General features: G+C 72.8%; 16 protein-coding genes. 8 read left to right on the forward strand and 8 right to left on the reverse strand.

Going from position 1 to position 26,802, the window contains the following annotated elements:
• Positions 1-113: 113 nt before the first annotated feature.
• Both NMN56_RS37660 and NMN56_RS37665 read right to left on the reverse strand, forming a co-directional pair.
• Positions 114-1,310, reverse strand: coding sequence for a serine/threonine-protein kinase (locus tag NMN56_RS37660; protein WP_274045990.1), 1,197 nt, complete (start codon positions 1,308-1,310; stop codon positions 114-116).
• 158 nt (positions 1,311-1,468) lie between these two features.
• A complete protein-coding gene (locus NMN56_RS37665; RefSeq protein ID WP_274045989.1) occupies positions 1,469-3,196 on the reverse strand; it encodes a serine/threonine-protein kinase in 1,728 nt (575 codons plus the stop codon).
• Between the two features lie 564 nt (positions 3,197-3,760).
• Between NMN56_RS37665 and NMN56_RS37670 the strand changes: the two genes are divergently transcribed.
• The 4 genes from NMN56_RS37670 to NMN56_RS37685 all read left to right on the forward strand — a co-directional run bounded on the left by NMN56_RS37670 (position 3,761) and on the right by NMN56_RS37685 (position 12,347).
• Positions 3,761-8,128 carry an FHA domain-containing protein gene (locus tag NMN56_RS37670; protein ID WP_274045988.1) on the forward strand — a complete coding sequence of 1,456 codons (4,368 nt, stop codon included), beginning with the start codon at positions 3,761-3,763 and terminating at the stop codon, positions 8,126-8,128.
• Positions 8,129-8,248: 120 nt separating this feature from the next.
• The gene (locus NMN56_RS37675) at positions 8,249-9,649 is read left to right on the forward strand and encodes an ABC transporter substrate-binding protein (protein WP_274045987.1); all 1,401 of its coding nucleotides are present in this window, start codon (positions 8,249-8,251) and stop codon (positions 9,647-9,649) included.
• A gap of 356 nt (positions 9,650-10,005) precedes the next feature.
• A complete protein-coding gene (locus tag NMN56_RS37680) occupies positions 10,006-11,385 on the forward strand; it encodes an ABC transporter permease (protein WP_347178773.1) in 1,380 nt (459 codons plus the stop codon).
• The gene (locus tag NMN56_RS37685) at positions 11,382-12,347 is read left to right on the forward strand and encodes a carbohydrate ABC transporter permease (protein ID WP_274045986.1); all 966 of its coding nucleotides are present in this window, start codon (positions 11,382-11,384) and stop codon (positions 12,345-12,347) included. Before NMN56_RS37680 ends, NMN56_RS37685 begins: the two co-directional genes overlap by 4 nt.
• 260 nt (positions 12,348-12,607) lie before the next feature.
• On the opposite strand, the gene NMN56_RS37690 is transcribed toward NMN56_RS37685, so the two are convergent.
• The 3 genes from NMN56_RS37690 to NMN56_RS37700 are packed head-to-tail and all read right to left on the reverse strand — an operon-like array spanning position 12,608 to position 14,800.
• Positions 12,608-13,087 (reverse strand): GtrA family protein, encoded by a 480-nt coding sequence (locus NMN56_RS37690; protein WP_274045985.1) that lies wholly within the window; start codon positions 13,085-13,087, stop codon positions 12,608-12,610.
• Between the two features lie 5 nt (positions 13,088-13,092).
• Positions 13,093-14,145, reverse strand: a complete 1,053-nt coding sequence (locus tag NMN56_RS37695; RefSeq protein WP_274045984.1) for a decaprenyl-phosphate phosphoribosyltransferase — start codon at positions 14,143-14,145, stop codon at positions 13,093-13,095.
• On the reverse strand, positions 14,138-14,800 hold the full coding sequence (locus NMN56_RS37700; RefSeq protein ID WP_274045983.1) for a phosphatase PAP2 family protein: 663 nt from the start codon (positions 14,798-14,800) through the stop codon (positions 14,138-14,140). The genes NMN56_RS37695 and NMN56_RS37700 overlap by 8 nt, the downstream gene beginning before the upstream one ends.
• Positions 14,801-14,931: 131 nt before the next feature.
• Between NMN56_RS37700 and dprE1 the strand changes: the two genes are divergently transcribed.
• From dprE1 to NMN56_RS37720, 4 genes are all read left to right on the forward strand, one after another.
• Positions 14,932-16,338 carry a decaprenylphosphoryl-beta-D-ribose oxidase gene (gene dprE1 / locus NMN56_RS37705; protein WP_274045982.1) on the forward strand — a complete coding sequence of 469 codons (1,407 nt, stop codon included), beginning with the start codon at positions 14,932-14,934 and terminating at the stop codon, positions 16,336-16,338.
• Between the two features lie 107 nt (positions 16,339-16,445).
• On the forward strand, positions 16,446-17,219 hold the full coding sequence (gene dprE2 / locus NMN56_RS37710; RefSeq protein WP_274045981.1) for a decaprenylphospho-beta-D-erythro-pentofuranosid-2-ulose 2-reductase: 774 nt from the start codon (positions 16,446-16,448) through the stop codon (positions 17,217-17,219).
• Positions 17,220-17,629: 410 nt separating this feature from the next.
• Entirely contained in the window at positions 17,630-20,146 is a 2,517-nt protein-coding gene (locus NMN56_RS37715) for a bifunctional glycosyltransferase/CDP-glycerol:glycerophosphate glycerophosphotransferase (protein WP_274045980.1), read from the forward strand.
• Positions 20,147-20,177: 31 nt separating this feature from the next.
• Positions 20,178-22,424: a bifunctional glycosyltransferase/CDP-glycerol:glycerophosphate glycerophosphotransferase gene (locus NMN56_RS37720; RefSeq protein WP_274045979.1), complete on the forward strand. Its 2,247-nt coding sequence runs from the start codon at positions 20,178-20,180 to the stop codon at positions 22,422-22,424.
• 124 nt (positions 22,425-22,548) lie between these two features.
• On the opposite strand, the gene NMN56_RS37725 is transcribed toward NMN56_RS37720, so the two are convergent.
• From NMN56_RS37725 to NMN56_RS37735, 3 genes are read right to left on the reverse strand one after another with little or no spacing between them, the layout of a single operon-like run.
• On the reverse strand, positions 22,549-23,631 hold the full coding sequence (locus NMN56_RS37725; protein WP_274045978.1) for a glycosyltransferase family 2 protein: 1,083 nt from the start codon (positions 23,629-23,631) through the stop codon (positions 22,549-22,551).
• Entirely contained in the window at positions 23,628-24,878 is a 1,251-nt protein-coding gene (locus NMN56_RS37730) for a nucleotide sugar dehydrogenase (protein WP_274046072.1), read from the reverse strand. Before NMN56_RS37730 ends, NMN56_RS37725 begins: the two co-directional genes overlap by 4 nt.
• Positions 24,781-26,490: a glycosyltransferase family 4 protein gene (locus NMN56_RS37735; RefSeq protein WP_274046071.1), complete on the reverse strand. Its 1,710-nt coding sequence runs from the start codon at positions 26,488-26,490 to the stop codon at positions 24,781-24,783. The genes NMN56_RS37730 and NMN56_RS37735 overlap by 98 nt, the downstream gene beginning before the upstream one ends.
• Positions 26,491-26,802: the final 312 nt, after the last annotated feature.

The raw sequence follows: 26,802 nt of genomic DNA on the forward strand, positions 1-26,802 counted from the left end.
ACTCCCCCGGCCGTATCGGGACCAGCCCCGGTGTCAAAGTCCGAGGGGGGCAAGTTCGAGGCCGCCCTGGGGGGCCTGTCGGTCGGAGGTTGGGGGAGGAGTGGGGCAGGGGGTCAGAGGGCGATGAAGAGGACTGTCAGGGCTAGGAGGACTACTAGTAGGGCGCTCAGGACGCCTAGGCGGGTGCGGCGTTCTGGGGTGGGGCGGTGGTGGCGGGCTGAGCCGGCTCGGGGGGCGCCAGGGGAACGGGGGGCGCGGGCGGTGCCGTGGGCGCCGCCTGCCAGTTCGTCGGCTCCGGGTACGCGCATGCTGGTGTGGGTGTCACGGTTCGAGTCGGGGCCTGCGCCGCTGTGGACGAGCGGTACGGCACCGGCGGCGGGCACCGGGGCTGGGGCAGTGGTCTCTTCGGGGGCGGGGTTTTCGGGGGAGAGAGAGTCGTCCTCGTACATCTCCTCGGTGTGCTCGTCGATGTCCAGCGGCGGCAGCCCTGCGACGGAGGGCAGGAGTTCCCGTAGGCGGGAGGCCAGCTCGGCGGCGCGCAGGCGGGAAGCGGGGGCCTTCGCGAGGCACTGGTGGATCAGCTGCCACAGCTCGTCGGGGATGCCGGGGAGAGGGGCGACGCTCTCGGTGACGTGGCGGCGCAGGACGGCTCCGGGGTGGCCGCCGCCGAAGGGGGTGAAGCCGGCGAGGAGTTCGTAGAGCACGGTCGCCAGCGCGTAGATGTCGACGGAGGCACGCGGTGGCAGCCCCTCGACGATCTCGGGGGCGAGGTAGTCGGGGGTGCCGATGATCGCGGTGGCGCGGGTGCGGCGGGGTGAGTCGATGAGCTTGGCGACGCCGAAGTCGGTCAGGAGCGCGGGGGGTGCTCCGCCGGGGCCGGCGGGTGCGAGGGCGTCGAGGAGGACGTTCTCGGGTTTGACGTCGCGGTGGACGATGCCCGCTGAGTGGGCGGCGGCGAGGGCGTCGGCGATGTCGGCCGCGATGGCGACGGCGGCCTCGGGGGCGAGGCGCCGCTCGTGTTCGAGGCGGGTGCGCAGGTCGGTGCCGCGCACGAGGTCCATGACGAGGGCCAGGTCGTTGCCGTCGACGACGAGGTCGCGCACGCCGACGACCCGGGGGTGGTCGAGGCAGAGCAAGGCGCTGCGTTCCTGCACGAACCGTTCGACCAGGTCCTGGTCGGAGGCGAGGTCCTCGCGCAGCAGTTTGACCGCGACGGGTCCCTCGGGGCCCTCGCCGAGCCACACCGTGCCGGCGCTGCCGCGGCCCACGATCTGGTGTGCGGTGTAGCGACTGCCGATCTTCCGTGCCATGGCGACAAAACTACGCGGCGCGGCGTGCGTTGGGATCCCCGGATGCCGTTAACCGTCACTTCTGTGGTGGAAATCCCCTGCTGAAGTCGACAAATCAACGGAGCCACCGTTCAGTTGGGCCTCCGTGCGGCTGCCGCCCCCGCGCGGCAGCCGCACGGTCAGCCGAGGTTCTGCACGGAGTCGACGATGTTGCTGACGACCTCCTTGCTGGACTCCCAGAAGTTCTTGCCGTCCGCCCACCACTCGGGCAGCGGCGTGAGGTTCCAGGCCAGCACGCAGATCACGGCGATGATCAGGATCATCACGAGGCAGCCCTTGAGGCAGCCGAGCCCCGGGATCTTGACGGGGTTGGCGCTGCGCTGCCTCGGCTCGCGGCGCTGCCTGGGCTCACGCGGGGGCCTGGGCTCGCGCTGCGGGGGCCGCTGGGGCTCGCGGCGCTGCGGTGGCGGCTGCGGGGGCGGCTGCGGGGGCGGCTGCATGGGCGGGCGCTGCTGTTGCTGCTGGCCGTAGCCCTGGCCGTACTGCTGCTGCCCGTAGGACTGCTGCCCGTACGGTGCCTGCTGCGGAGGCGGCGGCGGGGCCGCACGGCGGTGCGGGCGGCGGCGCAGCGGGTCGAGGCTGGGGTCGACGGGCTGGACCTGGGTCTGTTCGTTGCGGTCGCGCGCCGCGCGCATCTGGTTCTCCCAGGGGTGGGGCCCCTCGGGCTGCTGCGACTGGTCCGGCGCGTTACCGGGTACGGGCGGCATGTGCTGGGTGGGGGCCGCGTCCGGGTCTCCGGGCACGCCCTGGCCGCCGGGGCCGCCGGTGTGCGGCATGACGTTGGTCTCGGCCGCCGGGTCGTAGCCAGCGGCGGCGGCTCCCGCCGCGGCTCCGGCGGCGCCCGCCGCTGCCGCGCCCGCCGCGCCCGAGCTGTGCGGGAGCACCTGGGTGGGCTCGGCGTTGCTGCCGCCGCCCGTATCGGGCACCTGTGCGGGGGTGGGGTCGGGTGCGAGGAGCCCGCCGACGCCCATCGCCGCCGCTGCCGCCTGGGGCGTGGCCGAGCCACTGATGCCGCCGGCGACGGTACGGAGGGCGCGGGCGAGGTTGTCGGCGCTGGGGCGCTGGTCGGGGTTCTTGCTGAGGCAGCGCTCGATCACCGTCCACAGCGGGTCGGGAATGCCCGCGGGGCGCTCGGGCTCCTGTGCGAGGTGCTGGTGGAGTACGGCGAGCGCGCTGTCGCCGCTGAACGGCGGGCGCCCGCTGACCAGCTCGTACAGCAGGATGCCCGCGCCGTAGATGTCGACGGCCGACGTCTGCGGGCGGCCCTCGGCGGACTCGGGTGCGACGTAGGCGGGGGTGCCGACGAACTCCTGGGTACGGGTGAGGCCCGGTGAGTCGGCCAGGCGTGCGATGCCGAAGTCGGTGAGCATCGGCCGCATGCCGTTCTCGTCCTCGGTGAGGAGGACGTTGGCCGGCTTGAGGTCGCGGTGCACGACACCGTCGGCATGGCTGGCGGCGAGCGCGTCGGCGACCTGAGCGGTGACGAGGCACGCGGCGACCGACGAGAACGGACCGTTCTCGCGCAGGTAGCGGTGCAGGTCGGGACCCTCTATCAGGTCCATGACCAGAGCGAGCAGGTCGCCCTCGACCACGAGGTCGCGGGTCCTGACGATGTTGTGATGCGTCAGCCGGAGGAGGACGGAGCGCTCCCGCAGGAAGCGCATCACCACATCCGGGTCGTTCGCCAGTTCCTCCTTGAGTACCTTGATCGCGACGGTCTCGCCGGGCTGCCCGGCCACCGCCGCCTCGGAGCCCGCCGTCTCGCGCTGGCGAGCCCGCCAGACGGTGCCCGTAGCGCCGCGTCCCAGCGGCTCTTCGAGCAAATACTTGCTGCCTACCGGCCGCACGTCATGCGCTCCCTGGTCTCGTACTGCTATCCCGCCCACAATAGTGCCGCCGCGGACAGGGGTGCCCGGTCGCGCGTGCTCGGCACACACATAGGAGCCGGGGCGGCTCCCCCGGAAGACGCGTGCCGCGCGCTCATGGTTGCGGTCATGCGCGGTCCCACGGAAGAGAACGTTCCGAGCTGGTCCGATGCGTTCCCGAAGCGGCGCCGAGTGGTCGGTCGGCGGATGCTTGCCCGGTCACTCATGCCCGAGAACGGCCATTCCATGGCTTCTTGCGGAGAATTCCTGCGCTGTTACGGACGGTCCGGTTCTCCTCACAGTGGGCCGCCGAGTGAACGGATTTCTTCGGCACGGCTTCCGAACTGGCCCTCTTAGGGGGTGGCCGGACTCATCAAGATCATTAGAGTGGCGGAGACGGGGCGAGTTGTCAGCCGTGGGTGCGAGTATGCATCCAGCATCAACACATACAGACACAGTGCAGTGGACGAGCGAGTGCCAGCGCGCGAGCGCGGCGGGTGGGCGGCCCGCCGTGGCACACAGCGCGGACGGGACCTGGAGGGACCGATGCAGATCCGGCTGACTGTCGCCCTGGCGCCGCGCGGCGTCCGGGGTGCGGGGGGCACCGGTGGCACGGGCACGGCGGGCCGGGCCGTGCCACCGCCAGGCTCCCCGGGCGGGTATGCGAACGTGCTGGTCACGGCACCTTCGGGCACCGTACTCGCGGCAATCACGGGCGCGCTGGCCACCTCGGCCGCCTCCGCCCTCGCCGCCTCGGCCACCGGCGCGGTGGCCGGCGCGGGGCAGGGTGCCGAGGAGGGGCCGCAGGAGCCCGTTGTCGTCTTCGCCGGGACCCGGCGCCTGGACCCGCACCGCCAGATCATCGGCGAGCCCCCGCTGCTGGACGGCGCCGTGATCTCCCTGCACGCGCCGGTCACCCCCGCGGCGCTGCCCGCGCACGGTGCGGCGGTCTCGGCGTACGGCTCTGCGAAGGCCAGGCTGCACGTCGTGGCGGGCCCCGACGCGGGCGGTATCCATCTGCTGCAGGGCGGCAAGGTCCATCTCGGCCGCTCCGCCGAAGCCGACGTGCCCCTGGACGACCCCGACGTGTCCCGGCTGCACTGCGCCGTGACCGTCTCCGACGGCGGCGCCGTCACCGTCACGGACCTCGGCTCGACGAACGGCACCACGGTGGACGGGGCCCCTGTCGGCGCACCCGCTGTCCTCTTCAGGCCGGGCTCGACGCTGCGCATCGGCGAGACAGCGATCAGGCTGGAGGCCGCGGGCGACCCGGAAGCGGCCGAGGCGGACACGGCGCCGCCACTCGCGCTGCCCATCGCCCCGGACGGCGAGGGAAGGCTGCGCGTGCTGCGCGAGGTCAGGGGGGACAGGAAGGCCGGAGAGGCCGGCGAGGACGGGCGGGACCGCGGAGGAAGCGGGACGGCCTCCGGTGGTGCGGCTTCCGGGCAGGCGCGGGTGCCGGGAGCGCCCGCGCTCCCCGCCGTGCCCTCCGGCGAAGCCGCTGGGCAGGACGGCACGGGCGGACACGCGTACGCACCTGGCGGCCCCTTCCCCGGCGACAGCGGTACGCACGGCTCCGGTTTCGCGCAGCCGCCGCCGTCGGGCGCCGAGGACCGGCGCAGGGCGCGCGGCCTGGGCGCGTGGGCACGCCGGTTCGCGGGCGGGCGTGCCGAGCCGGGCCCGGCGGCGCACAGAAGCGACGGATACGGCCCCTACGGGCAGGACGGCGCCTACGGTCCGGAAGCGCACCCCAACGGGCCCTCCGGCCAGGGGAGTTACGGCCCGGGGAGCGCCGAGGGGTACGCCGCGCACCCCCTTCCCGAGGGCCAGGAGGAAGCCTGGGGCGCTCCGGGCCTCGCACCGGTGACGGGCGACATGGACGCGCGCTGGCCCGATCCGGCAGCCGTACTGCTCACCGCGCTCGGCCCGGGGCCCCGGCTCTGGGAGCGCGAACCCGAACATCCGGACGCGCTGACCGTACGGGTCGGCACCGCGCACCGGGGCGGCGGGCACGGCGACCCGGTGACGGTGGCGCTGCGGCAGGCGGGTTCGCTGGGGCTCGCGGGCCCGCGCTCGCGCCTCGCAGGGCTCACACGTTCGGTGATCGCGCAGCTCACAGCGCTGCACGGGCCGAGCGGACTGGAGGTCGTGCTGCTCTCGGCCGACCGCACGCGCAGCGCCGAGGTCCGCGCCGCCGAGTGGTCCTGGCTGGGCTGGCTGCCCCATCTGCGTCCGGCACACGGCCAGGACTGCGGCCTGCTGATGGCCTACGACCGTGAGCAGGTCGCGGCCCGTACGGCCGAGCTGGTGCGGCGCCTGGAGGCGTACGGCTCGGCGCCTGGAGCGGGCGTGCGCCCCGGACCCGCCGTCCTCGTCGTGGTGGACGGCGACCCGGGCCCCGCAGCGCTGCGCGAGAGCCTGGGCCGGCTGGCCAGGGACGGCGCAGGGGCCGGTATCCATCTGCTGTGCCTGGCCGAGACGCCGCCCGCGAGCCCCGCCTCACCGGTGGCGGCGACGGTCGAGGCAGCGAACGCCGCGTGCCCGGTCTTCCCCGAGTGCGGCGCGCTCGCACTGCTGAGCGGTGACGTGGCGACGGCGGTCCGTGTCCTGCACCGGACTCCGCAAGCGCCCGGAACGCAGGCACCGGGAACGCACGCACCTGGAGTGCCCGCGCCCGGAATGCCCGCGCCCGGATCGCCGGCCTCCGAGGCCGCTTCCGTGGGGGGCACCAGATCTGCCGGGGCTGCCGGGTATGCGGGGTCGGCGGGCTGTGCCGGGTTCACCGCGCCCGCGGGGCCCGTGGCCACGGGGCCCGTGGCCACGGTGGACGCGGTGTCCGCCGCGTGGGCCGAGCGGTTCGCGCGTGCGCTGGCACCCCTGCGGGAACCGGAGGGCGCCGGGCCCCGCGCCGGCGCGGCGCGGCCCGCCGTCGCCCTGCCGCCCAGCTGCCGGCTCCTGGACGAACTGGGCCTCGCGCGTGCCACACCGGCCGCGCTGCTGGCCCGCTGGTCGGAGCGGGGCGGGGACACCTCGGGGCACGCGCCCCTGGTGTTCGGCGCCGGACCGCACGGCCCGCTGGAGGCCGACCTCGCCGATCTCTCACCGCTGGCCGGCGCGGCGGGCGTGCCTCTCTCAGGGAGCCAGGCGAGTTCCCCGCTGCCGGGGCACGCGCTGATCAGCGGCGGTCCCGGCACCGGCAAGACGGAGCTGCTGCGCTCGCTGTCCGCCTCACTGGCGGCCGGTGAGCGCCCCGACAGGCTGGCCCTCGTACTGGTCGACGGCGCGGGCACGGAGGCGGGCGACGGACTGCGCGCATGCGCCGAACTCCCCCATGTCACGGGTCACTTGGCGGCCGGTGACCCGGTGCGGATGCGGGAGTTCGCGCAGGCGCTGAGCGCCGAGCTGAAGCGCCGCGCCGAGCTGATCGGCGACCAGCACACCTACGAGGAGTACGTACGCGCCGCGGCACGTCCGGGCGGTCGCGTGATCGCGCAACGGCAGTCACCCGACCGTTCGGCGCGGGCGGAGCAGGCGGAGCGCGGGGAGCGTACGGAACGCGCCACGGCGGCGCTTCCGGCGGAGGGCGAAGGCGCGGACAGGCGTGCCGAGTTGGCGCCCGGCCAGTCGGCGCGGACAGGCACGGCGCGCGCCGAGGAGCGCACGGCACAGGACGGGGGCACCCTCGACACGCTCTCCCCGCACCCCGCGCGCCGCCCGGCGGGCGAGGACCCGAACCCGAACGAGACACAGGCTCAGGCCCCACCGCAGGCCCACGCCCAGACGCAGCCCCCTGCACAGCCCCAGACGCAGACGCGGGCCCAGGCAACCGCACCGGTATCCGCACCGGCGCGGGAACAGGGGCGGGAACAGGGACCCGGCCAGACTCAGGGCCAGGCGCCGGGGTCCGGCGCCGGGCAGGGGCAGGGCCTGGCACCAGGTCAGGACCAAGGTCCAGGCCCGAGTCAGGGTCAGGGCCAGGCGCCGGTGGAGTCGCGGGCGCAGGGGGGCGTGGGTGCGCAGGGTGCTGATGCCTCTGTGGAGGCCGACACCACGCGCCGCACCCTGCGGCTGAGGCCGCGCGAGGACGGTAAGCGGGCCGGGCGCACCCCGGAGGGCGAGTCGCACGCGACGTCGCGGGTGTTCTCGGTACCTGGCGGCGCCGAGGCGGTGCTGCCCCGACTGGCCGTGCTGGTCGACGACTTCGACACGCTGGTCGACCCCGCGCTCGGCAACCCCGGCCGCCCGGCGGCCGGTTCGGTGGTGCGCGCACTGGACGCCGTCGCGCGGCTCGGCGCACGGCTGGGCGTGCACGTGATCGCGACAACGGGCCGCGCCGACCGCACGGCGGGCACAGCCGTGGCCCAGGGTGCTGCGCTGAGAGCCGAGTTGAGCACCATGGAAGGCGGCGAAGAGGCACCCAAGGGGCGGGGCACACTCACGGTCACGCTCCCCCAGGCACCGGGCGCGGCCTCCCATGGGGCCGGCGCGGTCAACCAGGGAACAGGCGCGCGGGGAACAGGCGCGGAATCCGGCCACGCTGGTGCCGTGGCTGCCCGCACGCCCTCCTCCGCTCCGGGAGGCTTCGCACCTTCTCCGGCAACCCCGTCGTCCCCGACGTCCCAGGCGTTCCCGGCCGCGACGGGCCTCCCGTTCCAGGCTGGGCGCGTGACGGGGCGTATCCCCCGTACCGCGACGTTGCGCCCCACGGTCGTCCCGCTCGACTGGACGCGTGCGGGCGATCCGCCGACGCGGCGGCACGTACGGGAGTTGGGCAACGGGCCGACGGATCTGGCCCTGCTCGCCAGCGCCATGGAGCGCGCCGCCGCCTCGCTCGGGCAGCCCGCCGGCGCCCCCGCTCGTACACCGGCGGCGAGCAGGTCACGGAGTGGTCAAGATGACGCCCTTGACAGCTGACGCAGTATTGCGGGGTGTCTTGATCCGGGCGTAGGACTGTCCGCACGGGACGTACGGCGCGGAAGCCGGATGCGTGACGCGTGACGGGGGCCGCGCCTCGGATGGGGACGGACGGTATCCATGCGCATGTCGGGCCGTACGACGCACAGCACCCGCACCACTCGCACCACACGCGCCACCCGTACGACGATCGCGCTGTGCGCGGTCGCCACGCTCTCCCTGACCGCAGCGGCATGCGGCTCCGACGACGGTGGAGGCGGTGGCGGCGGCAACGGTGGCGCGGAGAAGATCAAGGAGACCGTCAAGCTCCCCGATCTGAAGGGGGAGAACCTCCAGGTCGCCGCGGTGTGGACGGGCGCCGAGCAGAAGCTGTTCGGGAAGGTGCTGGCCGAGTTCGAGAAGCGTACGGGCGCGAAGGTCGAGTTCGTGCCCACCGGGGACAACGTCGCCACCTACATCGGGTCCAAGATCGAGGGCGGTAAGCCGCCGGATGTGGCGATGCTGCCGCAGGTCGGCGTGCTCCAGCAGTTCGCCGACAAGGGCTGGGTCAAGCCCCTCTCGCCCGCGACCAAGAAGGAACTCGGCAAGAACTTCTCGAAGGGCTGGCAGGATCTCGGCTCCCACAAGGGCAAGCAGTACGGGGTGTACTACAAGGCGGCAAACAAGTCCCTGATCTGGTACAGCACCAAGGCGTTCACGGACGCGGGCGTGGGTGAGGCGAAGACCTGGAAGGACTTCCTGAGCACGGCGCAGACTCTCGCCGACTCGGGCGTCGAACCCGTCTCGGTCGGCGGGGCCGACGGCTGGGTGCTCACCGACTGGTTCGAGAACATCTACCTGTCGCAGGCGGGCCCCGAGAAGTACGACCAGCTCGCGAAGCACGAGATCAAGTGGACCGACCCCTCCGTGAAGAAGGCGCTCACCACGCTCGGGCAGCTGTTCGGCAAGAAGCAGCTTCTGGTCGGCGGCAGCCAGGGCGCGTTGCAGACGGAGTTCCCCAAGTCGGTGACACAGACGTTCGCCGACCCCTCGGCACCGGGCGCCGGGATGGTCTTCGAGGCCGACTTCGTCGGGGTCAACATCACCTCGGACACCAAGTCGAAGATCGGCAAGGACGCGAAGGTCTTCCCGTTCCCGTCCGTCGACGGCGAGCCCCCGGTGGTGACGGGGGGCGACGCTGCCGTCGCGCTCAAGGACTCCAAGGCGGCGCAGGCCATGCTCACCTATCTCGCCTCGCCCGACGCCGCGGCGGTGTGGGCGAAGGAGGGTTCCTTCGTCTCGCCGAACAAGAACCTGGACCTCTCGTTCTACCCCAACTCCGTCCAGCGGGAGATCGCCAGGGCGCTGGTCGGCGCGGGTGACGACTTCCGCTTCGACATGTCCGACCAGGCACCCGCCGCGTTCGGCGGGACCAAGGGCGAGGGCGAGTGGAAGGCACTCCAGGACTTCCTGACCGACCCGAAGGATGTGGCCGGCGCCCAGAGTGCCCTGGAGGCGGCTGCGGCCAAGGCGTACAAGTAGCGCTCAGCGGGCGGCGGTTCCGGAGAGCCCGCCTCCGCCGCCCCGTGCCTTCCCAGCGCCCCGTGGTCCGGGACCCCCATGGCCCCGCAGGCCCGTCGTCCCGCATCCCGGTGATCGCGTACCGCTGTTCCGGCCTCCGGCCCGGCGGTGGCTCCTCCGCCTCCGCCTCGCCGCCGGCTCCCCTTCGCCTCTGTCCCGCCTTTCGTTCCTTCCCGCAGGCCCCTCGTTCCCGTAAGACCTCGGTTCGCGTAAGCCGCTCGTTCCCCCAGGCCCCGACTTACCGCAGGCCCTCGTTCCCGTAAGACCCGTACAGCTCTCGTATCTCACGCGCCCCACCGACAGGGGAGATCACCGTCATGACGAGCGCGAGTCCGAATCCGCCGGAGCAAGGGCCCGTGGGCCCCGTCGCGAGCGCGCCGGGCGGCCCGAAACCGGTTCCCGTGCGGATATCCGTGATCCGCACCCGGCCCTGGACCGCGGCGGCCTTCCTGCTGCCCGCGCTCGTACTGCTCGGGGCGCTGGTCGCGTACCCGATCGGGTACTCCGTGTACCGCAGCTTCTTCGACGCGGACGGCACCGGGTTCATCGGGCTGGACAACTACACGGAGATCTTCACCGACAGCACCTACCTGACGGCCGTCAAGAACAACCTCATCTGGGTCGTCCTCGCCCCCACCATCGCCACCGTGCTCGGCCTGATCTTCGCGGTACTGACCGAACGGGTGCGCTGGGGAACGGCGTTCAAGCTGATCGTCTTCATGCCGATGGCGATCTCGATGCTCGCCGCCGGCATCATCTTCCGGCTCGTCTACGAGCAGGACCCGGACCGGGGCGTCGCCAACGCCGTCTGGACCGGCATCCACGACACGTTCACCGACTCCTCGGCCTGGCCCGGCGCCCACCCGCGCCCCAACGGCGACCTCGCGCCCTCCGGAGGCGGCTCGTTCACCACCAAGGCGACCGTGGGCTCGGCCGACCCGGCCGCGCTCCCCCTGGTCGGCGTCCCGCCGCGCGAGGCCGCGGGCGCCGGGGCGGCCAAGCAGGCGCAGCCCGCCGAGGACGGCGGCGTCTCCGGCACCGTCTGGCTGGACTTCGTACGGGGCGGCGCCAGCAAGCCGGGAGTCATCGACAAGGGCGAGAAGGCGCTCGCCGGGATCACGGTCGAGGCGGTCAGGAACGGCGAGGTCGTCGCCTCGGCGACGACCGGCGACGACGGCGTCTACACCCTGCCCGCCTCCGCCGACGGGGCTCAACTCCGGCTGCCCGCGAGCAACTTCGCCGCCCCGTACAACGGCGTCGACTGGCTGGGGCCCGCGCTGGTGACGCCGTCCATCATCGGTTCCTACATCTGGATGTGGGCCGGCTTCGCGATGGTGCTGATCGCGGCGGGGCTGGCCGGGGTGCCACGTGAACTCCTCGAACAGGCCCGGGTCGACGGGGCCAGCGAGTGGCAGGTCTTCCGCAAGATCACCGTTCCACTGCTCGCGCCGGTCCTCGCGGTCGTCACCGTCACGCTCATGATCAACGTTCTGAAGATCTTCGACCTCGTCTACATCATCGCGCCCAGCGCCAGCCAGGAGGACGCGAACGTGCTGGCACTCCAGCTGTATCTGTCGTCCTTCGGCACGGGGAACAACCAGGGCCTCGGCAGCGCCATCGCGGTGCTTCTGCTGCTGCTCGTCGTGCCGGTGATGGTCTTCAACATCCGCCGCCTGCGGAGGGAGTCACGCCGATGACCGCGCAGAGGACCACACCGCCGCCACCGCCTCGGCCTTCGTCCACACCCGTGTCCACCGCGAAGACCGCGCCCGCGCGCCCCAAGCGCTCGCCCGCTTCCCGTGTGGCCGCGCTGACGGGGCACTGGGCGGTGCGCTTCGCGCTCATCGTCGTCGGGCTGTTCTGGCTGATGCCGACGGCCGGACTGCTCAGTTCCTCGCTACGGGACCGTACGGAGATCGCCTCCTCGGGCTGGTGGAAAGTCTTCGACCTCAACTCCAGCTTCCCGTGGGTGCTGAACGCCGACCAGTTCACGACGACCAACTACGACGCGCTGCTGTCCAACGACGCGGTGATGGAGTCCCTCGTCACCACCCTGTACATCACGGTTCCCGCCACGGTGCTCGTCGTGCTGATCGGCGCGCTCGCCGGATACGCGTTCGCCTGGCTGGACTTCCCCGGGCGCGACTGGTGGTTCCTGGCGGTCGTGGGACTGCTGGTCGTCCCGGTCCAGGTCGCGCTGGTGCCGGTGGCCAAGCTCTTCAACACGCTCGGCATCTTCGAGACCACGCCGGGCGTCGTCATCTTCCACACCGCCTTCGGGCTGCCCTTCGCGGTGTTCCTGTTGCGCAACTTCTTCGCCGAGATACCCCGCGAACTCCTGGAGGCCGCGCGGCTCGACGGGGCGGGCGAGATACGCCTGTTCACCCGCGTGGTGCTGCCCCTGGGCGGGCCCGCCATCGCCTCACTGGGCATCTTCCAGTTCCTGTGGGTGTGGAACGACATGCTGGTCGCACTGATCTTCGCGGACGGCACCAATCCACCGATCACGGTCGCGCTCCAGCAACAGGTACGCCAGTTCGGCGCCAACATCGACGTACTGGCGCCCGGCGCCTTCGTGTCGATGGTGATCCCCCTCGCGGTCTTCTTCGCCTTCCAGCGGCAGTTCGTCTCCGGGGTGATGGCGGGGGCGGTGAAGTAGGACGGCGGCGGGCGGGCAGGCACGGCCAGAAGGCGAGCGCGACAGAGGGTGCGGGCCCGGCTCGGTGCGGCTCGGGCTCGGCTCGGCACGGTGCGGGCCCGGATCGGTGCGGGCCCGGATCGGTGCGGGCCCGGATCGTGCACAGTGCGGTGCGGGCACGGCGCGGTGCGGGCGGCGCGGCGGGGTGCGTGCGGCGCGGGCACAGTGCGGTAGCGCCCGGCGGCGGGCGGGATCGGCGCGCGGGCGGAGTCTCCTGCTGCTCAGCGCGCGCGTGCCGGGGCGTCCGGCGGGCGGAACACCAGCGTCCGGGTGCCCCAGAAGCGCAGCACCGTCGCGAGTGCCATGCCGACGCCCGCGCCCGCGATCACATCGGCACGGGCCGAGGTGAGGCCGAACCCGTAGTGCGAGACGCCGAGGCAGGCCAACTGCACGGCGGCGCCCGCGAGATTGACGAGGAAGAAGACGGCGAACCGCCGCCACCGCCCACGCGCCCCGGCGCCCGCGTCCCGCGCACGGTAGGGGCCCAGCGCGTTGCCCACGTACGCGACGCCACAGGCCGCCACGAAAGAGAGCGCCTTCGCGGTGAGCGGGTCGAAGCCGGCGGGGCCACGCAACCAGATGAACAGGCCGACATCGGTGACGTACGCGCACACCCCCGCGACCGCGAACCCGCCGACCTCCGCACCGAGCGCACGCACCCGCGCCCGCCCCGGCAGCCCCCGCGCCCCTTCGTCCCGCACCCCCGTCACAACCCGGCGACCGACAGCCCGTAGAGCACTCCCCAGCACAGGGCGATCACGGCCATCGGCCGGTCGCGCAGCAGCACGTCCTCGGGTGCCCCGGCGGCGCCACGGTCGGCGAAGACGGCGTACCGCAACACCGCCAGGATCAGCGGCACCATCGACAACTGGCGGCACAGCGAGGCACCTTCGTCCGCGGAGCCCACGCGCACCTCCAGCGCCCACAGGCAGTACGCGAGCACGGCGACGCCCGCGGCGAGCTGCCATACGAAGCGCAAGTAGCCCACGGTGTACTCGCGCAGCAGCGCCCGCGTGCCGCCCTCGCCCTCTCCCATCAGCAGCGCCTCCGAGTAGCGCTTGGCCGCCACCATGAACAGCGCCCCGAACCCCGCCGTGAGCAGGAACCAGCGCGAGAGCGGAATGCCCAGCGCCAGCCCTCCGCACATGGCCCGCATCACGAACCCCGCCGTCACCACGGCGAGATCCACCACGAGGACACGCTTGAGCAGCAGGCAGTAGGCGATCTGCATGACGATGTACGAGGCGAGCAGTGCCGCCGTCGCCGCGTTGCACAGCAGCGCCGCGACGGCCGTCGCGGCCACGGCGAGCACACCGCCCGCCGCGTAGGCGACCAGCACCGGCACCACCCCGGCGGCCACGGGGCGGTGGCACTTGTCCGGGTGCGCACGGTCGTCGGCGGCGTCGCGCGCGTCGTTGAGCAGGTAGACGGACGAGGCAGCGGCCGTGAACAGGGCGAATACCAGGGCGAGTTGCAGCGCCGTGTCCGGCGCAGTGAGCTGTCCTGCCGCGGCCGGCGCCGCCACGACCAGCAGGTTCTTGATCCACTGGCGGGGGCGCGCGGTCAGCAGCAGCCCGCCGGCCCGCGTCCCCGCGAAACCGGCGGCACGCCGCGGCGCCGCACCGCCCGCCGCACCGCCCGCCGGCCCGGCCGCAACTCCGGCCCCGGGGCTCCCGGGCACGGACTGCTCAGACACGGGCTGCCCGGAAGCGGGGTACCCGGAAGTCGCCTGCCCTACGAACGTGGTCCGTTCACCCATGGAGCCACCTCTCGCCACCCGCCACCGCGGACCCCGCCACACCTGCCGCCCCGACCCGTGGCACCACCGGAGCGCCCGGCACGCCCGGCACGTCCGGCACCCGCGGCACCACCGGCACGCCCGGCGCCCGCGGTACGGGCGGTACGCGCCGCGCGCCGAGCCGCACGGTCAGTGCGCCCAGTGCCGCGCCCGCGATCACGTCCGAGGGGTAGTGCACCCCGACGACCAGCCGGGACACGCAGGTGAGCGCCGCGAGGGCGCCGATTCCGGCCCGCGCGGCGCCAGGGCGCAACGTGCCCAGCGCGAGCGCAGCCGCGCCGGCCGAGGCCGCGTGCGAACTGGGGAAGGAGTGCCGTCCTGCCGTACGTACGAGCGGGGCGCGGCCCTCCAGGACGGGGCGCGGGCGGCGCACGACCCGCTTGATCCCCATGCTGGACAGGTGCGCGGCACCCACGAGTGCCGTGCCCCGGAGCCAGCGCTCCCGCTGCGTACGGTCAGTGGCCGCTCCAGCGAGCCCGGCGAGGAGCCAGACGGCGGCGTGCTCGCCGCACCAGGACAGTGCGCGTGCCGCACCCGCGACCCGTGCGTCCACCGCGCAGTCGCCGAGGGCATCCAGCAGCCGCCGTTCCCACCGTTGCATCGCTCTCGCTGCCACATCCCGACTGTCACGGGATCGGCCTCAACTTGGGGTCACCATACGATCCGACACTCGGCCTTTCACCCTTTCAGCGACATTCAACGCTTAGGCGCACGCCAATCACATTCAGGGGCGATACGGTCACCTTCATGCCCGCTCAGCACCAGCAGAGTTCGCATCGGCGGCGCACGCCGCCCCTCCGTGCGGCACGCCGGGACCGGCTCCTGACCGGGTGGGGCCGCACAGCTCCGTCCGGCGCCGCGACGCTGTCGCGCCCCCGCACCGTGGCTGAGGCGGTAAGCGCCGTTCGCGCGAGCGGCGCGCGGGGCAGCACTCCACGCGGGCTCGGCAGGGCGTACGGCGACGCGGCGCAGAACGCGGGCGGCACCGTTCTGGACACCACGGGACTCGACCGGGTGCGCGCCATCGACGCCGAGCGCGGGACGGTCGTCTGCGAGGCCGGGGTCAGTCTGCACCGGCTGATGGAGGTGCTGCTGCCGCTCGGCTGGTTCGTGCCGGTCACCCCCGGAACCCGCTATGTGACGGTCGGCGGCGCGATCGGCGCCGACATCCACGGCAAGAACCACCACGTCTCCGGCAGCTTCACCCGCCATGTGCGTTCCCTGGAACTGCTCACCGCCGACGGCGAGGTGCGCACGGTGGTGCCCGGCACCGATCTGTTCGACGCGACGGCCGGCGGCATGGGCCTGACCGGCCTCGTGCTGAGCGCGACGGTCCAACTGCTGCCCGTGGAAACGTCGTTGATGTGCGTGGACACCGACCGGCTGCCCGATCTGGACTCCCTGCTGGCGGTCCTGACCGCCACCGACCACCGCCACCGCTACTCCGTCGCCTGGATCGACCTGCTCGCGCGCGGCACGGCCGCGGGACGCTCCGTCCTCACCCGGGGCGACCACGCGCCGCTGGACGCCTTGCCCGCGCGAGCGCGCCGTGACCCGCTCGCGTTCCGCCCCTCCCAGCTCCCGCCGGCGCCGCGCGCGCTGCCCAGCGGGCTGCTGCGGGGCAGCACCGTCGGCGCGTTCAACCGGTTCTGGTACCGCAAGGCCCCGCGCCGCAGAAGGGGCGAACTCCAGAAGCTGTCCGCCTTCTTCCACCCTCTCGACGGCCTTCCGCACTGGAACCGCGTCTACGGCAGCACGGGTTTCGTGCAGTGGCAGTGCGTGCTCGGGCACGCGCACGACGACGCGCTGCGCCGCATCGTGCGGCTCATCTCCCGGCGCTCGTGCCCCTCGTTCCTCGCCGTGCTCAAGCGCTTCGGGCCCGGCGACCCCGGCTGGCTCTCCTTTCCCACCGAGGGCTGGACGCTCGCGCTGGACATCCCGGCCGGGCTGCCGGGACTCGCGGAGTTCCTGGACGTACTGGACGGCGAGGTCGCCGCTGCCGACGGGCGGCTCTATCTCGCCAAGGACGCCAGGATGCGGCCCGAGTTGCTGCCCGCGATGTATCCCCGGCTGGCCGACTTCCGCGCGCTGCGCGCCGAACTGGACCCGCGCGGCCTGTTCACCTCGGACCTCGCACGCCGCCTGTCCTTGTGACTCCCCACCCGTGCCGGTAACTCCCCCACCCGTGCCGGTAACTCCCCGTCCCTGTCACCCCTATCGGGGGAACTTCCCTTCGGGGGAGCCCCCACGAGGAGCCCCGTATGAAGGATGCCTTCGGCACCCCGCAGTCCCTGCTCGTCCTCGGCGGCACGTCCGAGATCGCGCTCGCCACGGTCCGCCGCTTCCTCGCCCGCCGCACCCGTACGGTCTGGCTCGCCGGGCGGCCAACGCCCGCGCTCGACGCCGCGGCCGAACAGCTCCGCGAAGAGGCGGCGGCACGCGGCGCCGAGGTCACCATCCGTACGACGGCCTTCGACGCGCTGGCACCCGAGACGCACGAGGAGAGGCTCGGCAAGGTCTTCGCCGAGGGCGACATCGACATGGTGCTGCTCGCCTTCGGCGTCCTGGGGGACCAGCGCGAGGACGAGAACGACCCGATGGCCGCCGTGCGGGTCGCCCAGACGAACTACACGGGCGCCGTCTCCTCCGGCCTGGTCTGCGCCCGCGCCCTGCGTACCCAGGGGCATGGCTCGCTGGTAGTGCTCTCCTCCGTCGCGGGTGAGCGCGCCCGCCGGTCCAACTTCCTCTACGGGTCGAGCAAGGCGGGCCTCGACGCCTTCGCCCAGGGCCTCGGCGACGCGCTGCACGGCACGGGCGTCCACGTGATGGTCGTACGGCCGGGATTCGTCCGTACGAGGATGACGGCGGGGAGGGCCCCGGCACCGTTCGCGACGACCCCGGAGGCGGTGGCCGGCGCCATCGCGCACGGGCTGCTGCGCAGAGCCGGAACCGTGTGGGTCCCGGCCGGGCTGAGCGCGGTGATGTGCGTGCTGCGGCACCTGCCGCGCCCCGTCTTCCGACGGCTACCCGGCTGACCCGCTCCCCCTTTCCCCTCCCCATCGCCCCTCTCCCCCCTTCCTGTACGGCACGGCGACACCGCAGCGCGCCCCTGTCCCCCTTGGCGCGCGTTGTCCCTGGCCCCAGGGGCGGCGGCGGGCGCGGCTCGGTCACCTGCGCGGTTCGACCCCCGGCACGGTCCGGCCCCCGGTCCGGCGCCCCGTACGCGACGGCGACCGGCGGGGCCCTCGCCGACGGGGCGCCTGGCCTGTCCTCGGTGACCGGTGACCGCTCGGGCGCTCGGGCGCTCGGGCGCGGTGTGGTGACCGGTCCGGCCCCCATGTGCGGCGCTGCGGATGCGCGACGTATACCTCCAGCCTGATTGTGGGATCAATCGGAAAATTCACCTCTGACCCGTCACGCGACCCATCAACCCACTGGATCTGCCGTGCCTCGTTTCAGCGTGATCGTCCCCGTCCACAACGTGCAGGCGTATCTGCACGAGTGCATGGACTCCGTCCTGTCCCAGTCCTTCACCGACTTCGAACTCATCGCCGTCGACGACCACTCACCCGACGGCAGCGGCGCCGTCCTCGACGCCTACGCCGCAGCGGACGCCCGGGTCACCGTCCTTCATCTGCCCGAGAACGTCGGCCTGGGCCGGTCCCGCAACCTCGGCTCCGAGTACGCGAGCGGCGACTACCTGGTCTACCTCGACAGCGACGACACCCTCACGCCCGGCGCCCTGCGTGCCGTCGCCGACCGGCTGGAGGCCACCGGCGACCCCGAAGTGCTGGTGTTCGACCACGCCCGTACGTACTGGGACGGCGTGACGGCGCCCAACGCGCGCGCCGACCTCGTCGCGCAGGGCGAGGGCCCCGGGGTCTTCCGCCTTGAGGAGCGGCCCGAGCTGCTGAAGCTGCTGGCCGTCGCCTGGAACAAGGTCTACCGCCACGACTTCGTCCGGCGTGAGGGCCTCACCTTCCCGCCCGGCTACTACGAGGACACGCCCTGGACGTTCCCCGCCCTGCTGACGGCCCGGTCCGTCACCACGCTCGACCGGGTCTGTGTGCACTACCGGCAGCGGCGCAGCGGCAGCATCCTCTCCACCCCCAGCCGTAAGCATTTCGACGTCTTCGAGCAGTACGACCGCCTGTTCGCTTTCCTGGACGGGCGGCCGGAGCTGGAGCGCTGGAGACCTGTTCTCTACCGCAGGATGGCCGACCACTTCACGGTGATCCACAACGATCCCGTACGGCTGCCGCGCGCCCACCGCGCCGAGTTCCTCCGCCGCGGCCGTGCCTACTGCCGCCGCTACCGCGCGGCACCCGCCGCCACCTGCCCGAAGCAGCCGGTGCGGCTGCGGCTGCGCAGGGCGCTGGTACGGCTCGGTTCGCACCGCACGATGCGGCTGCTCTCGCGGGCCAGCAGGATCTGCGCCTCCCTACTGGCCCGGGCCCGCACCCTGCGCGTGCTGGCACGCAAGGCGGCGCTGCGCGCGCACTACGCGCTCCAACGGCGACGCCCCCTCGACCCGGGGCTCGCGGTGTTCTCCGCGTACTGGAACCGGGGCTACTCCTGCAACCCGGCCGCGATCGAGGCCAAGGTGCGCGAGCTGGCCCCGCACATCCGTACGGCCTGGGTCACCACGCCCGAGTACGCGCACACGCTGCCGCCCGGCGTCACCCGGCTGCACCCCGGTTCCCCGGGCTTCTGGTCGGCGCTCGCCCGCGCCGGCTACCTGGTCAGCAACGTCAACCAGGCCCACGGCTACGTCAAGCGCCCCGGACAGAAGCTGCTCCAGACCCACCACGGGACCCCGCTCAAGCACATGGGCCTCGACCTGCGGCACTACCCGGCGGGCGCCGACGGCATGGACTTCGGCAAGCTGCTGGAACGCACCGACCACTGGGACTTCAGCCTCTCCTCCAACCCGCACTCCACGCTCGTATGGGAGCGCGCCTATCCCTCCACGTACACGACGCTGGAGTTCGGCTACCCGCGCAACGACGTCTTCCAGCGCGCGACGGCCGCCGACGTGGCGCGGCTGCGCGCCCGACTCGGCGTGCCCGAGAGCGCCGTGGCCGTCCTCTACGCGCCCACGCACCGGGACTACCGGCGCGGCTGGCACCCCCAGCTCGATCCGGCACGGCTCGCCCGCACCCTGGGCCCTGACTTCGTGCTGCTGGTGCGCGCGCACTACTTCCACGCCGACCCCGCCTCGCGCGGGAGCGGGACGTCCGAAGCACTGCCCGAAGCGGTGCCCGACGGGCTGATCGACGTGTCGGGGCACCCCTCCGTCGAGGAGCTGTGCCTGGCCTCCGACGTGCTGGTGACGGACTACTCCTCGCTGATGTTCGACTACGCCAATCTCGATCGCCCCCTCGTTCTGCACACCCCCGACTGGGAGACGTACCGTGCGGCGCGCGGCACGTACTTCGACATCACCGCCACCCCTCCCGGGCCGATCACCACCAGCGAGGAGGAGCTGGCCGACGTCCTCGCCACCGGCGCCTACGCAGCGCCGCACTCGCGTGACCTGCGTGCCGCCTTCCGCGAACGGTTCTGCCCCTTCGACGACGGGCTGGCCGCCGAACGCGTCGTACGGCATCTCTTCCTCGGCGAGCCCCTGGAGTCCCTCCCGCCCTTCCTGCCACCCGCCGACCGCACCCCGGCCCCGGCCGCAGCGCTCGCGCCGGCCCCGGCACCCGCCCCGGCGTCAGCGGGCCCGGCATCCCCCTCGTCCCCCGCACCGACCCCGTCTCCGGAACCCCCGTCTCCGGAACCCGCGTCTCCGGCCCTCTCCCCCGCTTCCCCGGGGGCCCCGGCGCCCTCGGCAGCCCCGGCGCCTCCGGCGCACGCGACGCCCCCCTCGTCCCCGACGCCCGAGAAACAGCCCATCGGGTCGGACGGTCCCGACCAGGAGCCGCAGCCGCCGTCCGCCCGCCCCGTGCCCACGAGCTGAGCTCCCCCGCACATCCGAAGGATTGGTGGTCATGCCGCGCTTCAGTGTCGTCGTCCCCGTGTTCAAGGTGCAGGGCTATCTGCGCGAGTGCCTGGACTCGGTGCTCAGTCAGTCGTTCACCGACCTTGAGGTGATCGCGGTCGACGACAGATCACCTGACGGCAGCGGACGGATCCTCGACGAGTACGCGGCGCGCGATCCACGCGTCCGTGTGCTGCACCTGCCCGAGAACGGGGGGCTCGGGCGGGCCCGCAACGCCGGTGTCGAGCGGGCCGAAGGCGACTATCTGCTCTTTCTCGACAGCGACGACAGCTATCTGCCGGGCGCGCTGGCCGCGATGGACCGGCAGCTCACAGCCTGCGGCGAGCCCGATCTCCTGGTCTTCGACCACCAGCGCTCCTACTGGTGGGGCAAGACCGTGCCCAGCATGTTCGGCGAACAGCTCGCCTCCACCGGCACCCGCACCTCCTCCGTGACCGGGAACCCCGAGCTGCTCGGGCTCTTCCACGTCGCCTGGAACAAGGCGTACCGCCGTGCCTTCTACCAGCGTGAGGGCCTCGCCTTCGAGCCGGGCCTGTACGAGGACGCGCCGCTCGGGAACGAGGCGATGATCTGCGCGGAGACCATCGGCTGCCTCTCCCGCATCTGCGTCGACTACCGGCAGCGCTATCAGGGCGCCATCACCTGCTCCCCCGGGCGCAAGCACTTCGACATCTTTCCGCAGTACTCCTCCCTGTTCGGCTTTCTCGCCCGGCGCCCCGAACTGGAGCCGCACAGGCCGATGTTGTTCGAACGGATGATGTCGCACTACCTCTTCTGCCTCCGGCGTGCGGACCGGGTGCGCCCCGCCGACCGGCGTGCCTACTTCCGGCAGGCCGCGCTCCACTACCGCACCCATGTGCCGCAGGACTTCCGCCCGCCGCGGCACGCGGCCCGCGACTTCCGCCTGCTGGCCCGGCGTTCGTACGCGCTGTTCGCCGCGCGCGAGCGGGTACGCCGCGCCGGAGGCGCGGTGCGGCGTGCCAAGGGGCGGCTGCGCTCGCGGCTCGGCAGGACCTACCACCGCTTCTACTACGCCTTCCAGCGCAGGCTGCCGCTCAGGCCCGACCTCGCGGTGTACTCCGCCTACTGGGACCGGGGCGTCGCCTGCAGCCCGGCCGCGATCGACGCCAAGGCGCGCGAACTGGCCCCGCATGTGCGGCCCGTGTGGATCGTGCGCGGGAGCGCGGCCGGCGAGCTGCCGCCGGGCACCGACTACGTCGTGCCGCACTCCCGGCGTTACTGGCGGACGCTGGCCCGCGCGACGTACTTCGTCAACAACGTCAACTTCCCCGACCACGTGGTCAAACGGCCCGGTCAGCGGCATGTGATGACCCACCATGGAACCCCCCTCAAGTCCATGGGCCTGGACCAGCAGCCCTATCCGGCCGCGGCGCGGATGAGCTTCGGCCAGCTGCTGAGGCGTGCCGAGCGCTGGGACTTCAGTGTGACCTCCAACCCGCACTCGTCCGAGGTGTGGGACCGGGCCTTCCCCTGCACATATGAAGACGTCCCGTCCGGATACCCGCGTAACGACCGCTTCGCGACGGCCACCCACGACGAGATCGCCGCGATCCGCGCAAGCCTGGGCATCCTGCCCGGCCGTATCGCGCTGCTGTACGCGCCGACGATGCGCGACTACCGCAAGGACTACGTTCCCTGGCTCGACCTGGAGCGGCTGAGCGCGGGACTCGGCGACGAGTACGTGCTGCTGATGCGGACCCACTACTACTACGGGCGCGATCAGGCACTGCGGGAGCTGCACGAGCGGGGGCTGATCCAGGACGTCTCGCGGTACCCGTCGACGGAGGACCTGTGCCTGGCGGCTGACGCGCTGATCACGGACTACTCGTCCCTGATGTTCGACTACGCCAACCTCGACCGCCCCCTGGTCGTCCACGCCCCCGACTGGGAGACCTACCGGGACACCCGCAGCGTCTACTTCGACCTGCTGTCGGGCCGGCCGGGCGAGACCCCGGGCCCGGTCACCCGGAACGAGGACGAGCTGACCGCCGTCTTCCGCACCGGCACCTGGAAGGGCCCCGAGGCACGTGCGCTGCGCGCCGCCTTCCGGGAACGGTTCTGCGTCCACGACGACGGGCTGGCCGCCGAACGCGTGGTGCGCAGGGTGCTGCTCGGAGAGGACCCCTCGGCGCTGCCGCCCGTCGTTCCGCTCGCTGAGCGCCGTACGGCACCCGCGCCCCAGGCCGGTGACGGGGCACCGCAGCCGCTCGGCTGAGGGGCGTGCCACAGCTCATGGCCGTGCCGGGGCCCGGCTGAGATGCGTGCGCCGTGCCGTGGCCCGGCTGAGGGGCGTGCCGCGCTCGGTCAACCGGCGGGCAGGGCCCGGCGGTTCGTACGGCTCACACGGCGTCCTGGCCGATCTTCTTGCGCGGCGGCCGGCCGCTGGGTACGGGCGCCAGCAGCCACCGCACGAGTGCGAAGCGGCCGTCGGCCGTGCGCGGGGTGCGCTCGGGGTCGGCGGTGATCTCGGCGCACAGCGTGTCCACGTCGCCCCGCCACGCCAGGTTCAGGGTGCGGCGGCGGCGCTCGTCGATCCGCTCCAGCACCCCGGCACCGTGCGCGTCGACCAGGCGCGCGACGCCCGCGCAGACCCTGTTCTGGGCCTCCCGGTCGAGTGCGGGGAAGTCGGCCCCGAAGAGCTGGAACAGTTCCACGTGGAAGTGCCGCCGGTGGAAGCCGTCGCGCAGCGGGCCGGGTTCGAGGAACCGGCAGGTGGTCTCGAAGATCCGCTCGGCACAGCGCAGCCGCAGTTCGGGCCCGGCGCGGAAGGTGATGTTGCTGGAGTCGGCACGGCGTACGGCGAAGTAGTGGTCCTGGTCGGCCAGTACGGAGATGCGTTCCGCGCGGAAGCACGCCTCCATCACGAACGGCTGGTCGCTGAAGGCCGGCATGGACTCGTTGTAGCGGATCTTGTGCTCTTCGAGCAGCGCGCGCCGGAACAGCTTGGTGTTGGACAGCGCCCAGGGAAGCCCGTCGCCGACGAGGCGGATGGCGGGCGAGGTGCGCGTGAACACGCCGGTGGGGACGGTGCGCCGGCCGACGGCCGCCATCTTGCACAGCAGCACGTCGGAGCCGCACTCGTCGGCCATCTCCACCATGCGCTCCAGCGCCTCGGGCGCCAGGTGGTCGTCGGCGCCGAGGAAGAAGACGTAACGGCCCGTGGCCAGCTCCAGGCCACGGTTGCTGGGCGCGGCCGGGCCGCCCGAGTTGGGCTGGCGCAGCGTGGTGAAGAGCCCGGGGTGGAGCGCCGAGAACCGTTCGATCTCCCCCTCGCCGCCGTCCGTCGAGCCGTCGTCGACGACGACGACCTCCATGCGCTGCTCCCCGATGGTCTGCGCGGTGAGCGAGGACAGGCAGCGGGTGAGGTACGGCATGGTGTTGTAGACGGCGACCACGACGCTGACGTCGGGCACCCCGCTCACCGCTGCACCGCCCCGTCGCCGATCACCACACGCCGTACCCCGGCCCACAGCGCGGGGTCCGTGACGCGGCGGCCGTCCACGAGTACGCGTACGGACGGGAGTTGTTCGGCGGCCAGTTCGCGGTAGGCGGCGTGGTCGGCCTGGAGCACGGCCGCCGTCACGGGCTGGCCGGTGTGCGGGGGCAGTCCGAGCGCCTCCAGTTCGGCGGGCTCGTAGAGCGGGTCGGAGACGTACGGGCGCGCTCCATGGCGGCGCAGTGCCTGAACGGTGGGGAAGACACCGGAGAACGCGGTCTCCTTGACGCCGCCCCTGTAGGCGGCACCGAGCACCAGCACCTCAGCGCCCTCCAGGTCGCCGTACGTCTCGGCGAGCAGCTCGACGGCGTAGTCGGGCATGCCCTCGTTGGTCTCCCGCGCGGTGCGTACGAGGCCGGCCTCGGGGTCGTTCCACAGGTACATGCGGGGGTAGACGGGGATGCAGTGCCCGCCCACTGCGATGCCGGGGCGGTGGATGTGGCTGTAGGGCTGCGTGTTGCACGCCTCGATGACGGCCTCCGCGTCGATCCCGGCGCGGTCGGCGAAGCGTGCGAACTGGTTGGCCAGCGCGATGTTGACGTCCCTGTAGGTCGTCTCGGCGAGCTTGGCCAGCTCGGCCGCCTCCGCCGAGCCCAGGTCCCACACCCCGTTGTCGCGTGGCAGGTCGTCGCGTACGTCGAAGTCGAGTACGCACTCGTAGAAGCGCGTTCCGTCCTTGGCCGAGGCGGGGCCGATGCCGCCGACGAGCTTGGGGTAGCGGCGCAGGTCGGCGAAGACCCGTCCGGTCAGGACCCGTTCGGGGCTGAAGACCAGGGAGAAGTCCCGCTCGGCCGCCAGCCCTGAGCCCTCCTCCAGCAGCGGTGCCCAGCGGTCGCGGGTGGTGCCGACGGGCAGGGTCGTCTCGTAGCTGACCAGGGTGCCGGGGCGCAGCCCCGCGGCGACGGCGCGGGTCGCGCGGTCCATCGAGCCGAAGTCGGGCTCACCGCGCGGATCGACGAACAGCGGGACGACCAGGACCACCGCCTCGGCTCCCGCCACGGCCGCCGCGGTGTCGGTCGTCGCGGTCAGCCTGCCGTCGGCGACGGCCTCCTTGAGCCGTTCCTGGAGCCCCTCCTCACCCGGGAACGGCGCCACCCCGTCGTTGACGCTCGCCACCACGCCCGCGTCCACGTCGGCGCCCGTCACGCGGTGCCCCTTGGCCGCGAACTGCACGGCCAACGGCAGCCCGATCTTCCCGAGCGCCACCACACAGATCCGCATTCCCGTCTCCTTCTTGGTGCTCGTTTCCGCCGTGCCCGTGCCGATCCGCCGTGTGCAGGAGGCCGCTGTAGAGCTGGTCGAGCTTCCGTGCCTGCGCCTCCCAGGTCCACCGCTCCAGGAGCCCCGGCCTGTCGTAGGCCGCCCTGTAGTGCGCCGGTTCCGCCAGCACGGCGCGTACGGCGCGCACGTAGTCGGCGGTGTCCTCAGCGCGGAAGACCTCGCCCTGGCCCGTCTCCCGTGTGGTGGCGGCCATGGTGCGTACGTCACTGACCACCAACGGCAGCCGTGCGTGCGCGTATTCGAAGAACTTGGTGATCAGGGCGATCTCGTGGTTGGTCCAGTGGTGGATGGGGATGGCGCCCACGTCGGCCTCCGCCAGAAAGCGCACCACTTGGTCGTAGGGCACGTACGGCAGCACGTGCAGCCTGTCGCCGACACCCAGCCAGGCGGCCCGCTCGCGCAGACGGCGCACGTACCAGGAGGAGGGCCTGTTGACGACGAGCGCCGTGTGCGTGCCCGGCAGCTCGGGCAGGGCCTCGACCATGGTGTCCAGACCGCGCTGCGGCGCGGCGCCACCGCTGTAGACGACGAGCGGGGTGCCGGCTTCGATGCCGCACAGCGCACGCAGGCTGGGCACCTGCTCGGGTTCCCCCGGTTCTGTCGTAACGGCGTCCGGCGCGTTCAGGACGACGGTGGGATCGCGGCCCAGCCCGTGCGTCTCACGCAGGAGGGCCGCCAGCGAGTCGGAGACCGTCACGGCCGCGTCGGCGTACGGCACGTACTCGCGCTCGTGTGCGACATGCGCGGGCAGCCAGCGCGCGTCGTCCCTCCAGGGGCGCACCCCTGGCAGGAACTCATGCGCGTCCCAGACGAGTTGGACCCGGCGCCCCTCGGCGAGTGCCCGGATCTTGGCGCGCGCGCCCACGCCGAGCATCCGGAAGTCGTTGGCGTGTACGAGGTCGGGCCGCAGCTCGTCCACCACGGGCCCGTAGGCCAGCTCGAAGTCGTACAGGTTGGGCCACAGCACCCGCCAGCAGCGGTCCCCCATGGCGCGCTGCCAGAAGGCGACGCTCAGTCTGTCCAGGGGCGTACCGGCGCCGCGTGCCCTGACGCCGTCGTCGAGCTGCCGCTTGCGGAAGCTGACCCAGCGGTGCGCGAACCGGGCGACCGCGCGGGGCAGTGCGAGCCGGACCATGCCGTAGGTGCGCTCGGCCTGTTCCGCGCGGGAACGCGGTGCCGGGGCGGCCAGGAGTTCGGCGCGGCGGGTGCGCAGTTCACCACGCCATGCCTTGATCTGCTGGATGCGGTAGGTCGCCGTGTCCCCCGGCTTGTAGGCCAGTGGGCGGCGGAACAGGGGACGGCGGGCCTCGCGCGGCGGGTGCGCCAGCGGGGTGGGGACGGGCAGCAGCCGCACCTCTGCGCCCCGTGGCCCGCCGATCCGCCACGATTTGGGCCTGCCGTCGGGAGCGCGGCCCAGCAGCGTCACGTCCCAGCCCGCCTCGGCGGCCGAGCGTGCCGTTTTCTGTACGCGGGAGTCGGCGACGACGCCGTTGCAGACGAGCATCACCACACGGCCACGGCTTCCACTGGTGGCTGAGGCAGCGGAATCGTCCGCTGAATCGGTGTCGAACCCCACGGGCCGCCCCTTTCTCTCGCCCCCTGAAGAGCCTAGCTGTGCCTTTCTGGGCGGGTACTGCCAAGGAGGCTTATTCACCCGTTAAGCCTTTAGGACGGTGCGGGAAACGGGTGATAGTGCAATCTCATCCATCAATTCGGGGAATGCTCAACGACCGTCCCCGTACCGATACTCAAGCGCCGTGCGGCGCCGACGTTCGAGCGTCGTCCCCGTGCCGGTCGTGCGCCGTCCCCGGTCGTG

Source organism: Streptomyces iconiensis (genome assembly GCF_028657195.3).
Taxonomy (GTDB): Bacteria; Actinomycetota; Actinomycetes; order Streptomycetales; family Streptomycetaceae; genus Streptomyces; species Streptomyces iconiensis.